The following is a 13,368-nucleotide window of genomic DNA, read 5'->3' as shown; positions in this document are numbered from 1 at the left end:
TCAGTAGCGGGGGGCGCCCCGGCCGCGGTGCAGGCGGGGGCGGCGCCGCTCCCGGGCCTGCCAGCACGGCCGGTGCCAGTGCCGCCGGTCGTCGGCGCCGCCGCGTCCGTCGGCGGGCCAGGCGACCACGTGCGGCACGCCGGGCCGGATGAGCTGGTCGCAGCCGGGGCAGCGGTACGCCTTGACGGCGTTGGCCCCGGCGATGGCCTGCACGATCCACTCGCCGTCGCCGGACTCCTCGACGCGGCGGCCGAGCCCGAAGGAGGGAGCGCCGCCTCCGCCCCGACGGGGGCGTCCGGGGGTGGCGCGGCGGTTCTTCCGGGGGCTCATGGCGTCCAGGATAGGCGCGGGTCCGGCCGCTGCGGGGGCGTCACCGCAGGGTCCGCCGTCCCGCCCTGACGTGCTCCTCCAGCAGCGGGGACGGCGCGAGCGCGGCCTCGCGGGCCTCGGCGTACAGGGCGCGCAGCACCGTCACGGCGCGGTCGAGGCCGAGCCGGTCCAGGTCGGCGACGGGGCCCGCGGGGTAGCCGCAGCCGAGCGTCATCGCCGCGTCGATGGAGTCGGCGTCGGCGTAGCCCGCCGCGAGCATGGCGGCGGCGTCGTTGAGGTAGGGGAAGCGCAGGGCGTCCACGATGAACCCGGCCCGGTCGCGGCACCGCACCGCGGTCAGGCCGAGCGCGGCGACCAGGGCGGCGGCGCGGTCGGCCGTGCCGGGGCCGGTCAGCACGGTCGTGGCGATCTCCACCAGCGTGCCGCCGGGCTCGGGCAGGTGCAGGCCGACCGCGGCGCCGGGGCGTCCGGTGGCGGCGGCGTGCTCGACGACGGGGCCGGTGCCGGACGCGACGGCCAGCACGGCGTCCGGTCCGGCGGCCTCGCCGAGGGCGGCGAGCGGCGCGGAGGCGTCGGCGACGATCAGGTCGCAGTCGGCGAACGACGCCGGGTCGCCGGTCTCGATCCGGGCGAGGGCCGCCGAGTCGTCCAGCAGCGCGCGCAGGCCGCTCTCGGCGTCGGCGGTCGCGCGCACCCGGCCGCCGGCCCGGGCGCAGGCGGCGGCGACGGCGAGGGCGGACGGGTCGGTGCCCGCGACGCCCACCGTCGGCGGCGCCGCCTCGGACGGCCGCTCGGACGGCTGCCCGGCGGGCGCGGGGGCGGCGCCGTGGTCGTAGAAGCCGCGGCCGGTCTTGCGGCCCAGCAGCCCGGCGGTGACCAGCTCGCGCAGCAGCGGGGAGGGGGCGTGCCGCCGGTCGCGGGACTCGGCGTGGACGGCCTCCAGCACCTCCAGGCAGGTGTCGAGGCCGATGAGGTCCATGAGGGTGAACGGGCCCATCGGCAGCCCGGCGCCCACGGTCATCGCGGTGTCGATGTCGTCGCGGGTGGCGTGCCCGTTCTCCAGCATGGCCGTGGCCTGGTTGAGGTAGCCGAACAGCAAACGATTCGCGACGAACCCGGCGCGGTCGCCGACCGTCACCGGGGTCTTGCCGAGCCCGGTGACCAGCTCGGCCACGCGCGCCACCGCGCCGGCGTCGGTGAGCACGGTGCGGATGACCTCGACCAGCTTCATCACCGGCGCCGGGTTGAAGAAGTGCACCCCGACGACCTGCGCGGGCCGCGCGGTGGCCGCCGCGATCTCGGTGACCGGCAGCGAGGAGGTGTTGGTGGCCAGCACCGCGTCGTCCCGGCACACCCGGTCCAGCTCGGCGAACACGCGGCGCTTGAGGTCCAGCCGCTCCGGGACGGCCTCGATGACCAGGTCGCAGTCGCCGAGGTCGGCGAACTCGGTGGACAGCGTGACGCGGCCGAGGATCTCGCGCCGCGCCTCCTCGGTGAGGCGGCCGCGCTTGACGGCGCGCCCGGTGGAGGACTCAAGATGGCCGCGTCCCCGTTCCAGGGCCTCCGGGCCCACCTCGATCCCGACGACCGCCAGACCGCCGCGGGCCAGGACCTCGGCGATGCCCGCGCCCATGGTGCCCAGCCCCACGACCCCGACCTTGCTGAACGAACCTCCAGTCATGGCCCGCAGTCTCCCAGAGCCGTCCGGCCGGCCCGCGCCCGGGTGCGGCCCGCGCGTGCGCTTCGGCGTGTTCCTGCTCGCCGCCCGCTATCCCGGCCAGGACGACGCGGCGGCCCTGGCCCGCACGGTGGAGGCCGCCGTCGCCGCCGAGCGCGCCGGGTTCGACGACGTGTGGCTGGCCGAGCACCACTTCATGTCCTACGGCGTCGTGCCGTCGGCGGTGACGCTGGCGGGGAATCTGCTGGGGCTGACGTCGCGCGTGCACGTGGGGACGGCCGTGAGCGTGCTGTCCACCCAGCATCCGGTGGCGTTGGCCGAGCAGGCGGCGCTGCTGGCGCTGGTGTCGGGAGGGCGGTTCCGCCTGGGCGTGGGGCGCGGCGGCCCCTGGCGCGACCTGGAGGTGTTCGGGACGGGCCTGGCGCGTTACGAGGAGGGGTTCGCCGAGGCGCTCGACTTGCTGCTGGCCTGGCTGCGTTCCGAGCGTGTGGGGTGGGAGGGCGCGCACTTCCGGTTCCGCGAGGTGCCGGTGGTGCCGCGCGCGTCCGAGCCGCCCCCGGTGGCGGTGGCGTGCACGTCGCGGGCCACCGAGTCCCTGGCCTCTGCCCGGGGGCTGCCCATGCTGCTGGGCATGCACGTCGGTGACGCGGAGAAGGCCGCCGCCGTGGCCCGCCATGGCGACGCCGGCGCGCCGCACGTCTCCACTCATCTGGCCCAGGTGGCCGATACGCGTGCCGAGGCGGTGGACACGCTGCTGCGGGAGATGCCGCGTTGGCTCGGCCCCGGGCTGGAGGGGTACGTGCCCGTGGACGACCGGCCCCGCCCCAGGCAGGACGCGTTCGCCTACACGCGTCACCTGTGCGACCTGCATCCGGTCGGCTCCCCCGACGACTGCGTGGAGGCGCTCGTCACGACGGTGGAACGCACCGGCATCCGGCATCTCATCCTGATGGCGGAGGGGGCCGGTTCCCGGGAGGCCACCCTGGCGAACATCGCGCGGCTGGGCGCCGAGGTCCTCCCCAAGGCCCGTGCCGCGCTGTCGGCGTGAGCCTTCGGCGCCCGCCTGCGCGGCAAGGGCCCGGCCGGTGCACGGCACAGGCCGGGCCCTCACGCGCGCCGGTCAGCAGTCGCGCAGTTCCGGGGACTGGTTGAGGATCTGCTCGCGGGCCGTGATGAAACGGCGGTAGGCGACCGAGTCATCGGTGGGGAAGACGGCGACCCGGTGGCAGTTCTGGAAGGCCAGCTTGACCCCGAAGTGCCGTTCCAGCGCCCCGCGCATGGCGTCGCTGGCCAGCACGCGCAGCAGCTGGCCGCGGGCCTGCTCGTCGGGCGGCGGGGTCTGGTTGTCGGCGAAGTCCCCGCCGTCGATCTGCAGCCGGGCCACCAGCCCGCTGATCATCTCCCAGGCGTAGGGAAGGGACGTGCGCACGCAGTCGACGAACGCCTTGTCGTCGACCTCGCCGCGCCGCGCGGCCTCGAGAAGCTCGGGGGACACGTCAAGAGACATGGACGGGGTTCCTTTCACCGCGTGTGATGAGCACCCGACTCCCGCGACGCTAAACAGCCCTGTCTGAGAATTCCAGGCTTGACAGAACGCCCACTTCGGTCAAGACCCCCGGTAATCCCGCCTTCCACCTGCGGTTTCCGGCCGCCGCGCCTCGGGGGTGGGACGCGTCACCGTCCCGCCGCCGCGGCCCGGCGTGCGCGTGCACCGCCTCAGGGCAGCGAGCGGCCCATGAGGACGTCGTCGACGTAGCGGCCGTCCAGGAAGAACTCGCCCGGCAGCACGCCTTCGACGGTGAACCCCGCCGACTCGTACAGCCGCCGCGCCGCGGTGTTGCCTCCCAGCACGCGCAGCGTGACGCGCCTCGCGCCCTCCCGCGCCGCCCGGGCGCAGGCGGCGTCGACCAGCGCCCGGGCCACGCCGCGGCGCCGTTCGTCCGGGGCCACGGCCAGACCTCGGATCTGCCGCACGTGTTCGGCGCAGGCCAGATCCCCGTAGGCGCGGGCCAGGCGGACGTAGCCGACGATCCGGCCGCCGCGTTCGGCGACCAGCACCTCGTCCACGGGATGGGCCGCGTCGAAGAACGGCGTGCCGGGGGCGGGTTCGGGCATCACCGCGTGCACCGGGGACCAGGTGCGGCGGTCCAGTTCGGCCAGGGCCCGGTCGTCGGACGCCACGGCCCCGCGTATCTCGATATCGCTCATGGGACGCGATCCTGTCAGCGGAGTCACTAAGGTTAGGCCGCGTGCGTCTGGTCATCGCTCGCTGCAGTGTCGATTACGTCGGCAAGCTCACCGCCCATCTGCCGATGGCACCCCGGCTGGTGCTCATCAAGGCCGACGGCAGCGTGAGCATCCATGCCGACGATCGCGCCTACAAGCCCCTCAACTGGATGAACCCGCCCTGCACCCTGCGCGAGGAGCCGTACGAGGAGAACGGCGCGATCGCCCGGTGGACCGTCACCCACGGCAAGTCGGGCGAGCGGCTCATCCTCACCATCGAGGAGATCCTGCACGACTCCAGCCACGAGCTGGGGCTGGACCCGGGGCTGCAGAAGGACGGCGTGGAGGCCCACCTGCAGGAGCTGCTGGCCGAGCACATCACCACGCTCGGCGAGGGGTGGACGCTGATCCGCCGCGAGTACCCGACCGCGATCGGGCCGGTGGACATCCTGTGCCGGGACGGCGACGGCGCCACCGTGGCCGTGGAGATCAAGCGGCGCGGCGAGATCGACGGGGTGGAGCAGCTCACCCGCTACCTGGAGCTGCTCAACCGCGACCCGCACCTGGCCCCGGTGCGGGGCGTCTTCGCGGCGCAGGAGATCAGGCCGCAGGCTCGGGTGCTGGCCACCGACCGCGGCATCGACTGCGTGACGCTCGACTACGACGCGCTGCGCGGCATCAAGCACGAGGGCACCCTGTTCTGACCCGCACCGTTCTGACCCGCACCGTTCTGACCCGCACCGTTCTGACCCGCACCGCGTCGCCGCCGCGCGCCCGCGCGGCCGTCCGCGGGCATGATGACCTGCATGACCTCACATGCCAGCGGCACCTTCGACATCGACGCCTGGGAGGCCGCCGAGCCGTACGCCGAGCACGACGGCGCCGCGCTGACGCGGGTGCGGGTGCGCAAGACCTTCCACGGCGACCTGGTCGGCACCAGCACCGCCGAGCTGATCACCGTGGAGACCGCCGCGGGTCCGGCCGCGTACGTGGGGATCGAGACGGTCGCCGGCATCCTGCACGGCCGGGAGGGCGCGTTCGTCCTGCAGCACAGCGCGGGCAGCGAGGACGGCACGCCCGCCACGCAGTGGCTGCGCTGGCTGATCGTGCCGACCTCGGGCACCGGCGAGCTGGCCGGGATCCGCGGCCGCGGGCAGATCACCGTCGAGGCCGACGGCGGCCACCGCTGGTCGCTGGAGTACTCCCTGGACTGACGCCGCCGCGCGCCAGGCCGCGGTCGGCGCCCCGCGCGCAGCGGCGGACGGGGCGCCGACGCCCGGTACCCTTCAGGGCATGCCCCCTGCGACCGCCGACGCCACGCGCGAGCGCATCATCGACGCGGCCGAGGAGTGCTTCGCCCGCCTCGGGGTCGCCAAGACGACGGTGGAGCACATCGCGATCGCGGCGGGGCTGTCCAGGGCGACGGTGTACCGCAGCATCACCGGCGGGCGGGACGAGCTGATCCTGGCCGTGCTGCTGCGCAACCTGCGGCGCTACCTGGACGGGCTGGCCGAGCGGCTGCGGCGGCAGCGGTCGGTGCCCGAGGCGATCGTGGCGGGCACCATGGACGCGGTGGAGTTCGTGCGCGCCGAGCCGACGATCGGCCGGTTCCTGGCCCCGGAGGCGGCCGGGCACATGCAGGCCGCGGTGGCCGGGGCCGTCGAGCAGGTGCTGGCGCTGTGCTGCGACTACGTGCGCCCCTACTTCGAGCGTGCGCAGCGCGCCGGCATGCTGCGGGCCGACATCGAGGTGGAGGGCACGGTGGAGTTCCTCTTCCGCGTCATCACCTCGCTGATCGTCATGGACCGCGACCGCGGCGACGAGGACACCCGCCGGTTCCTGCGCACGTACGTGGTACCGGTGATCGTCGGGCCCTGAGGACGGGCCGGGCGCAGTCGACAGGCAGGATCGGGGCGCGGGGGCGCCCGCCGACACGGGGAGGGACCCGGAGGATGGGGACGGTGTACCAGCGCGGACGCTCGGCGGTCCAGCCGAGTCCGGTGTTCCTCGTGATCGTCGCGCTGGCCGTGGCGTGCGGCCTGATCGCCTGGCGGTACGGCACGTCCATGGAGACGGCCGCGCGGTTCGCGGTGTTCGGGTTCGTGCTGGCGGGCTGGGTGGTGTCGCTGTGCCTGCACGAGTTCGGGCACGCCTACCTGGCGCACCGGTCCGGCGACCACGGCGTGGCGACCCGCGGCTACCTGTCCCTCAACCCGTTCAAGTACGCCGACGTGACGCTGAGCTTCGCGATCCCGCTGCTGTTCATCCTGCTCGGCGGGATCGGCCTGCCCGGCGGCGCGGTGTGGATCGACCGCGGCGCGATCCGGGGGCGGCTGCGGCACAGCCTGATCTCGGCGGCCGGCCCGCTGGCCAACGTGCTGTTCGCGGCGCTGCTCGCGGTGGCGTTCGTCACACTGGCCGACCGGGAGCACGCGGTGTTCTGGTCGGCGCTGGCGTTCCTGGCGTTCCTGCAGGTGACGGCGGCGCTGCTCAACCTGCTGCCGATCCCGGGACTGGACGGCTTCGGGATCGTCGAGCCGTACCTGCCGCGGGCGTGGGTGAAGCGCGTCGGCGCGTACGGCGGGTACGTGTTCCTGGCGTTGATCGCGCTGCTCTGGATCCCGGCGGTCAACCAGGAGTTCTTCGGCCTGATCTACCACCTCACCGACGTGCTGGGGCTGGGCGAGTTCCCGTTCGAGGTGGCGATCCCGGTGGACAACTTCCCGATCAAGCTGGGCCACGACCTGTTCCAGTTCTGGCGCGGCTGAGCCCCGCGGGCGGCCGGGCCGCGGCGGACGCCCCCGCGGTGCTGGCGTCAGTGCCCGCCGACATACTGGAATCATGAGCGACGGCGCCCAGGCGGCGATGCCCCCCGTCACGCCCTCCGCCGCAGACGCCGCCGTGAACGAACGCGCGGACGCCGGCGCGGACGCCGCCGGGAACGCCGACAGGTCGCACGCCTGCCAGCGGCTTCCGGTGTGGGACGCCTACACGCTGATCGTGCTGGCGGGCACGATCGCCCTGACGTTCGCGATGCCGGCGGCGTCCGACCACCCGGTCGCCGCGTCGGTGCTGCTGGCGGGGATCCTGCCGCTCTACCTGGCGGTCGGGCACCGCGCCGCCCGCACCGGCGCCGACGACACCCCGCTCGCCTACGGCTACCTGGCGGGCGCGCTGGCGCTGTTCGCCGCGGCGTCGCTGGTGACCGGGACGGCCTGGTACGCGGGGTTCGCGCTCGTCCCGCACTGCTTCCAGCTGCTGTCGCTGCGGCGGGCGTGCACGGCCGCGATGGTGGTGAACATGGTGCCGCTGGCCGCGCTGCTGCGGTACCGGCACGAGTCGTCGGTCATCATGATCATGGCGGCGATCGGGGTGCTCGGCACGGTCTGCGCGGTGTTCCTCGGCTCCTGGATCGACCGGGTCATCACGCAGAGCCGCGAGCGGGCCCGGCTGATCGAGCGGCTGCGCTCCAGCCAGGCCGAGGTGGCGCGGCTGTCGCACGCCGCCGGGGCCGCGGCCGAGCGCGAGCGGCTGACCACCGAGATCCACGACACGCTCGCGCAGGGCTTCCTGACCATCCTGACGCTGCTGCAGGCGGCCGAGCGGCGGATGCCGCCGGACGATCCGCTGCGCGCCGCCGTCGAGCCGGCGATCCGCACCGCGCGCGACAATCTGGCCGAGGCGCGGGCGCTGATCGCGGCGCGTCCGCCGGTGGCGCTGGACGCCGCCCCGGTGGCCGAGGCGCTGCGCCGCCTGACCGCCACGTTCGGCGAGGAGACCGGCGTCGAGGCGACGTACGGGATCGACGGGGAGCCGCGGCCGCTGTCGCCCGCGGCCGACGTGGTGCTGCTGCGCGCCGCGCAGGAGGCCCTGGCCAACGTCCGCAGGCACGCCCGCGCCCGCACGGTGGCGGTGCGGCTGGCGTTCGACGAGACCGCGGCCCGCCTCACGGTGGCCGACGACGGGGTGGGCTTCGACCCCGGCAACGCCGCCCGGCCCGACCTGGGCACCGGCGAGCACTTCGGCCTGCTCGGCCTGCACCGCCGCGCCGGGACTCTGGGGGGCACGGTGACCGTCCGCAGCGCCCCCGGCGAGGGCACGACGCTGACGGTGGAGCTGCCCGACGAGCCCGCGGCCGGGACGGGCGGCTGAGCGGCGAGGGCCGGGCGCCGCCCCGCGGCCACGGAAGCGGACATGGAAAAGGCCCCGCGGGTGGTTGTCCCGCGGGGCCTTGCCCACGTTGAAACCGGTGTGCGGGTCGCCTCTCGGCGAAAGGCACAACGCGGCTCCAAGCGATCCGCGCCGCCCCGCCGGAGCGGGGAACGCCGACCCGGTATTCCGCGAAGGCGATAGGTGAGGCCCGGGGACACCAGGCACACCGGCCACGAAGAGTGTAACCGGCGGCCGCCCGGGATTGTTCCCGCCGCACCACGGGGCCGGGCGGCGGCGGATCGCCGGGCGGAGGCGTTTCGCGCCATATGCGGTCCCGGCGGAGCCGTATCGTCGGTCCAGTGGTTGACTATTCGGGACGAAAGTGACCGCTTACTATCGCGGCCGAGCCCCCGGGAGGTTCCGATGACCGTGGACACGCAGAGCAGCGCGACGTTCGCCTCGCTGAACCCGGCGACCGGTGAGGTGGTCGCCGAGCATCCCGTCCACGACCGCGACGCGGTCGAGGAGGCGGTGCGCCGGGCCCGGGAGGCGGCCGAGTGGTGGGCGGCGCTGGACCGCCGCGAGCGCCGGGTGCGGCTGCTGAACGTCAAGGGCTCGCTCACCCGCAACCTGAACCGGATGGCCGAGCTGATCCACAACGAGACCGGCAAGCCGCTGCAGGACGCCCAGCTCGAGACGGTCATGGCGATCACGCATCTGGACTGGGCCGCCCGCAACGCCGACAAGGTGCTCGGGCCGCGCACCGTGTTCCCCGGCATGATCGCGATCAACCAGAAGTGCGTCCTGGAGTACCAGCCGCTGGGCGTGGTCGGCGTGATCGGCCCGTGGAACTACCCGATCTTCACCCCGATGGGCTCGATCGCCTACGCCCTGGCCGCCGGCAACGCCGTGGTGTTCAAGCCGTCGGAGTTCACCCCGGGCGTGGGCGTGCTGCTGGCCGAGCTGGTCGCCGCGGTGATCCCCGAGCAGCCGGTGCTGCAGGTCGTCACCGGGCTGGGCGAGACGGGCGCCGCGCTGGCCTCCTCCCCCGGCGTCGACAAGATCGCCTTCACCGGGTCCGCCCGCACCGCCAAGAAGGTGATGGCGGCCTGCGCGCGGAACCTCACCCCCATCGTGGCCGAGTGCGGCGGCAAGGACGCCTGCATCGTCGACGCCGACGCCGACCTGGACGCCGCCGCCGACGCCGCGCTGTGGGGCGCGATGTCCAACGCGGGCCAGACCTGCATCGGCGTCGAGCGCATCTACGTCGTGGACGCCGCCTACGACGCGTTCCTGGCCAAGCTCACCGAGAAGGCCCGCGACCTGCGCCCCGGGTTCGACCGCGAGGCCGCCTACGGCCCGATCACCATGCCCGCCCAGCTCGACGTCATCGAACGCCACATCAAGGACGCCCTCGACAAGGGCGGCCGGGCCGTCGTCGGCGGGCCCGAGTCGGTGCGCAAGCCGTACGTGGAGCCGGTCGTCCTCACCGACGTGCCGGACGACTCGGCCGCCGTCTGCGAGGAGACGTTCGGCCCGACGATCACCGTGCACCGGGTCAAGGACCTGGAGGAGGCGCTGGAGAAGGCCAACCGCACCGGCTACGGCCTGGCCGGGACGATCTTCTCCCGCGACCGCGGACGCGCCATGGAGCTGGCCCGCCGCATGCGCTCGGGCATGACCTCGATCAACGCCTTCGCCGCCTTCGCCACCGTGGCGGCGCTGCCGTTCGGCGGCGTCGGCGAGTCCGGGTTCGGGCGCATCCACGGCGCGGACGGGTTGCGCGAGTTCGCCCGCCCCAAGGCCATCACCCGCCAGCGCTTCGCCCTGCCGACGAATCTGACGTCCTTCACCCGCACCGAGAAGGACATGGCGCGCGTCCTGCAGCTGGTCACGTTCTTCCATGGGCGCCACTACAAGCGGTGATATGCCAACGTTCCCGACAGGTGTGGCATAGGGCGTATATCCCCGGACGGCCCTCCGGGTGGTGAGCGGGCCGCTAACGTCGCTAACGGCGCCGCTGGTACCCGCTCACCACAGGGAGGCTCCGTGGACATCATCAGCCGCGCGGAATGGGGCGCCCGCGCCCCGCGCTCCCGTACCACCACCACGTGGTCGCGGCGGACCGAGTTCATCGTGCACTACTCCGAAGGCCCCACCACCCAGACCCCCCGCCAGATCCAGAACCACCACATGGACTCCAACGGGTGGGCGGACATCGGCTACAACTTCCTGGTCGACGTCAAGGGCCGGATCTACGAGGGCCGCGGCTGGCTGGTCGTCGGCGCGCACGCACCCGACCACAACACCTCGGGCATCGGCGTGTGCATGATCGGCCGGGACGGAGACGCCACCGCCGCCGCCAAGAACGCGATCCGGTGGCTGTACGACGAGGCGTGCCGCCGCAAGGGCGGAACGCTGGCCAAACGGGGGCACCGCGACGTCACCGCGACCTCGTGCCCGGGTGACCAGCTGTACGCGTGGGTGCGGGCCGGGATGCCCGCCGGATCCAACCAGGAGGACGACATGCCCGAGTACGTCTCCGTCGGCGTCACCGACGCCCAGTCCCTGCCGCCCGACACCTGGACGACGGTCGACTGGCCCAAGGAGTACGCCGACTCCGCGCACCACCACTGGAACCGGGGCGGCCCGTCGCTCGTGCACGGCCCGGCCCGCTACTCCCTGACCGCCAACGTCCGCATCAAGGGCCTGCCCGCCGGCACGGAGCTGCAGGCCCGCGCCATCGAGCGGCGCGAGTCGGACGGCAAGATCGAGGCCGGTCCCATCGCCGAGTACGTCGCCAGCGAGGGCGACACGTTCGTGCACTACGCGCTGCCCGCCGACACGGTCAAGGACGGGTCCAGGGTGCGGTTCCAGGTCATCCACTACGGCACGCAGACCGCCCAGATCACCGGCGGGTCCGCCAAGGTGCTCATCTGGGAGCAGTAGGCCCCCGGCCGCCGCATAAGCCGCCGCGGGACGCGTAAGACGTCCTGGGCGCGGCTAAGGCGGCCGCGGGCCGCACGGATAAGGCGTCGTCCCGATGCGGCGCCCGCGGCCTTAGCGCGAACCTCGAACATGCCGGGCCGGGAAGGCCGGCCCGCGGAACCGAGGAGAGCGTGAATGCTGCACCACGACGTGGCCAGGGCCATCGCCGCCGAGCGTGTACGGCACCTGCAGGCCGAGGCCAAGGCCGCCCGCCGGGCCGCCAAGGCGCGCAAGCGGTGAGCCGTGGGCAGGCGCGGCCGACCCCCCGGGACGGCTGCCGCTCCGGCCGACGCCCCCGCCCGGTCCTTCGAGGACCCGGCGGGGGCGTTCTCGCGTCTCAGGGCGTGACGGGCTCCAGGGGGGCGCGGCCCCGGATGAGGTCGGCGGCGCGTTCGGCGATGGCGATGGTGGGGGCGTTGGTGTTGCCGCGCGGCACCGCCGGCATGACGGAGGCGTCCACCACGCGCAGGCCCTCCACGCCCCGCACCCGCAGTTCGGGGTCGCAGACGGTGCCGTCGCCGCCCATGGCGCAGGTGCCGGTGGGATGGAACAGCGTGGCGACCTGGCGCCGCACGAAGTCGGCCAGCGCCTCGTCGCCCGACACCTGCTCGCCCGGGGCGAACTCGCCGCCCACCAGCGCGGCCAGCGGCCCGGTCGCGGCGATCTCCCGGGCCTGGCGGATCCCCGCCACCAGCACGTCCAGGTCGGCCTTGTCGGCCAGGTAGGCCGGGTCGATGAGCGGCTTGGCGTAGGGGCTGGCCGACCGCAGCCGCAGCGAACCCCTGCTGCCCACCGCGATCGCGGTGACCAGCACCGACATCACCCGCTGCCGGGCCTCCGTCAGCCCCTGGTCCACCAGGGGCGTGGGCAGCACGTGGTACTGCAGGTCGGGGGCGGGCAGCCCCTCGACCGTGCGGACGAAACCGCCCGCCTCGGCGACGTTGGAGGCGTACGGGCCGCGCCCCAGGGCCTGCCACAGCGCGAGGCTGCCGGCACCCGCCATCTCCCACAGCGCCTTCTTGCGGGGCGCGGCGAACATGACGTTCACGTACGGGTGGTCCTGGAGGCCCTGCCCCACCGGGGAGTCGGCCACCACGTCGATGCCGTGGGCGCGCAGATGGTCGGCCGGGCCCACGCCGGACAGCATCAGCAGCTGCGGGCTGTTGACCGAGCCTCCCGACAGCACGACCTCCGCCTCGGCCCGGACGTCGACGAGCTCCCCGCGCCGTTCGTACCGCACCCCTACGGCGCGTCCGTTCTCGATGAGGATCCGGTGCGCCAGCGCGTCCGTCACCACGGTGAGGTTGGGGCGCGCCATGGCCGGGCGCAGGTACGCGTCGGCGGTGGACCAGCGCCGCCCCCGCTTGTGGGTGACCTGGTAGAAGCCGACGCCGTCCTGCTCGGGCCCGTTGAAGTCGCCGTTGGCGGCCAGCCCGTACGCCTTGGCCGACTGCACCCACGCCGTGGTGAGCGGATGTTTGTACCGCAGGTCCTCCACGCGCAGCGGCCCGCCCACCCCGTGGTAGGGGGACTGCCCGCGCTGCTGATCCTCGGCCCTCAGGAAGTACGGCAGCAGGTCGGCGTACCCCCAGCCCGTGCAGCCGTAGGAGTCGCGCCAGGTGTCGTAGTCGTACCGGTGGCCGCGAATGTAGATCATCGCGTTGGTGGACGAGCTGCCGCCCAGGGTGCGTCCGCGCGGCCAGTACACGCTTCGTCCGGCCGCGTGCTCCTGGGGGACGGTCCCGTAGTCCCAGTCGTAGGGCCCCCGGGCCAGCGTGGCCACCGCCGCCGGGATGCGGATCTCCGGGGCATCGTCGGGCGGCCCCGCCTCCAGCAGCAGCACCCGGGTGCCGGGGTCCTCGCTGAGCCGGGCGGCCAGCACGCATCCCGCGCTGCCCGCGCCCACGATGATGTAGTCGTACACCACTGGCGCCTCCGGTACGGGGGGTCTCGGCGGGGGGACGTCCCTATGAGACACCTCGCACCCTACCGAG

The 13,368-nt window shown here is 74.1% G+C and carries 13 protein-coding genes; 8 read left to right on the top strand and 5 right to left on the bottom strand.

Features of this window, described 5'->3' with window-relative positions; translation table 11 throughout:
• Both ABD879_RS05325 and ABD879_RS05320 read right to left on the bottom strand, forming a co-directional pair.
• Positions 1-330 carry an ATP/GTP-binding protein gene (locus tag ABD879_RS05325; protein WP_345017974.1) on the bottom strand — a complete coding sequence of 110 codons (330 nt, stop codon included), beginning with the start codon at positions 328-330 and terminating at the stop codon, positions 1-3.
• Positions 331-370: 40 nt separating this feature from the next.
• Positions 371-2,011 (bottom strand): 3-hydroxyacyl-CoA dehydrogenase family protein, encoded by a 1,641-nt coding sequence (locus ABD879_RS05320; RefSeq protein ID WP_345017973.1) that lies wholly within the window; start codon positions 2,009-2,011, stop codon positions 371-373.
• Between ABD879_RS05320 and ABD879_RS05315 the strand changes: the two genes are divergently transcribed.
• A complete protein-coding gene (locus ABD879_RS05315; RefSeq protein ID WP_451916736.1) occupies positions 2,010-3,056 on the top strand; it encodes an LLM class flavin-dependent oxidoreductase in 1,047 nt (348 codons plus the stop codon). The genes ABD879_RS05320 and ABD879_RS05315 overlap by 2 nt on opposite strands.
• A gap of 72 nt (positions 3,057-3,128) precedes the next feature.
• On the opposite strand, the gene ABD879_RS05310 is transcribed toward ABD879_RS05315, so the two are convergent.
• Positions 3,129-3,515 (bottom strand): SCO5389 family protein, encoded by a 387-nt coding sequence (locus tag ABD879_RS05310; protein WP_345017971.1) that lies wholly within the window; start codon positions 3,513-3,515, stop codon positions 3,129-3,131.
• 209 nt (positions 3,516-3,724) lie between these two features.
• Complete coding sequence (locus tag ABD879_RS05305) at positions 3,725-4,216, bottom strand: GNAT family N-acetyltransferase (RefSeq protein ID WP_345017969.1); 492 nt, start codon at positions 4,214-4,216, stop codon at positions 3,725-3,727.
• Between the two features lie 41 nt (positions 4,217-4,257).
• Here ABD879_RS05305 and nucS point away from each other — a divergent pair, with 41 nt between their 5' ends.
• The 7 genes from nucS (at position 4,258) to ABD879_RS05270 (ending at position 11,335) form a co-directional block, all read left to right on the top strand.
• The gene (gene nucS, locus ABD879_RS05300; protein ID WP_345017967.1) at positions 4,258-4,938 is read left to right on the top strand and encodes an endonuclease NucS; all 681 of its coding nucleotides are present in this window, start codon (positions 4,258-4,260) and stop codon (positions 4,936-4,938) included.
• A gap of 102 nt (positions 4,939-5,040) precedes the next feature.
• Complete coding sequence (locus ABD879_RS05295) at positions 5,041-5,448, top strand: DUF3224 domain-containing protein (RefSeq protein ID WP_345017965.1); 408 nt, start codon at positions 5,041-5,043, stop codon at positions 5,446-5,448.
• Between the two features lie 79 nt (positions 5,449-5,527).
• Positions 5,528-6,112 (top strand): TetR/AcrR family transcriptional regulator, encoded by a 585-nt coding sequence (locus tag ABD879_RS05290; RefSeq protein WP_345017963.1) that lies wholly within the window; start codon positions 5,528-5,530, stop codon positions 6,110-6,112.
• A gap of 74 nt (positions 6,113-6,186) precedes the next feature.
• Positions 6,187-7,002, top strand: coding sequence for a site-2 protease family protein (locus ABD879_RS05285; protein WP_345017961.1), 816 nt, complete (start codon positions 6,187-6,189; stop codon positions 7,000-7,002).
• 73 nt (positions 7,003-7,075) lie between these two features.
• Positions 7,076-8,386, top strand: coding sequence for a sensor histidine kinase (locus tag ABD879_RS05280; RefSeq protein WP_345017959.1), 1,311 nt, complete (start codon positions 7,076-7,078; stop codon positions 8,384-8,386).
• Between the two features lie 423 nt (positions 8,387-8,809).
• A complete protein-coding gene (locus ABD879_RS05275) occupies positions 8,810-10,312 on the top strand; it encodes an aldehyde dehydrogenase family protein (RefSeq protein ID WP_345017957.1) in 1,503 nt (500 codons plus the stop codon).
• A 123-nt stretch (positions 10,313-10,435) separates the two neighbouring features.
• Positions 10,436-11,335: an N-acetylmuramoyl-L-alanine amidase gene (locus ABD879_RS05270; protein ID WP_345017955.1), complete on the top strand. Its 900-nt coding sequence runs from the start codon at positions 10,436-10,438 to the stop codon at positions 11,333-11,335.
• 376 nt (positions 11,336-11,711) lie between these two features.
• On the opposite strand, the gene ABD879_RS05265 is transcribed toward ABD879_RS05270, so the two are convergent.
• Entirely contained in the window at positions 11,712-13,298 is a 1,587-nt protein-coding gene (locus ABD879_RS05265) for a GMC family oxidoreductase (RefSeq protein WP_345017953.1), read from the bottom strand.
• Between the last annotated feature and the right edge of the window lie 70 nt (positions 13,299-13,368).

This window comes from Actinomadura keratinilytica (assembly GCF_039539665.1).
In the GTDB taxonomy this organism is placed as follows: Bacteria; Actinomycetota; Actinomycetes; order Streptosporangiales; family Streptosporangiaceae; genus Spirillospora; species Spirillospora keratinilytica.
Note: the sequence above shows the minus strand (reverse complement) of the source record. Positions and strands in the feature narration are given on the sequence as shown.

Coding starts and splice junctions, on each gene's coding strand:
- ABD879_RS05325 (WP_345017974.1), bottom strand. CDS start 330: ATGAGCCCCCGGAAGAACCGCCGCGCCACCCCCGGACGCCCCCGTCGG.
- ABD879_RS05275 (WP_345017957.1), top strand. CDS start 8,810: ATGACCGTGGACACGCAGAGCAGCGCGACGTTCGCCTCGCTGAACCCG.
- ABD879_RS05320 (WP_345017973.1), bottom strand. CDS start 2,011: ATGACTGGAGGTTCGTTCAGCAAGGTCGGGGTCGTGGGGCTGGGCACC.
- ABD879_RS05280 (WP_345017959.1), top strand. CDS start 7,076: ATGAGCGACGGCGCCCAGGCGGCGATGCCCCCCGTCACGCCCTCCGCC.
- ABD879_RS05295 (WP_345017965.1), top strand. CDS start 5,041: ATGACCTCACATGCCAGCGGCACCTTCGACATCGACGCCTGGGAGGCC.
- ABD879_RS05315 (WP_451916736.1), top strand. CDS start 2,010: ATGGCCCGCAGTCTCCCAGAGCCGTCCGGCCGGCCCGCGCCCGGGTGC.
- ABD879_RS05285 (WP_345017961.1), top strand. CDS start 6,187: ATGGGGACGGTGTACCAGCGCGGACGCTCGGCGGTCCAGCCGAGTCCG.
- ABD879_RS05305 (WP_345017969.1), bottom strand. CDS start 4,216: ATGAGCGATATCGAGATACGCGGGGCCGTGGCGTCCGACGACCGGGCC.
- ABD879_RS05290 (WP_345017963.1), top strand. CDS start 5,528: ATGCCCCCTGCGACCGCCGACGCCACGCGCGAGCGCATCATCGACGCG.
- ABD879_RS05310 (WP_345017971.1), bottom strand. CDS start 3,515: ATGTCTCTTGACGTGTCCCCCGAGCTTCTCGAGGCCGCGCGGCGCGGC.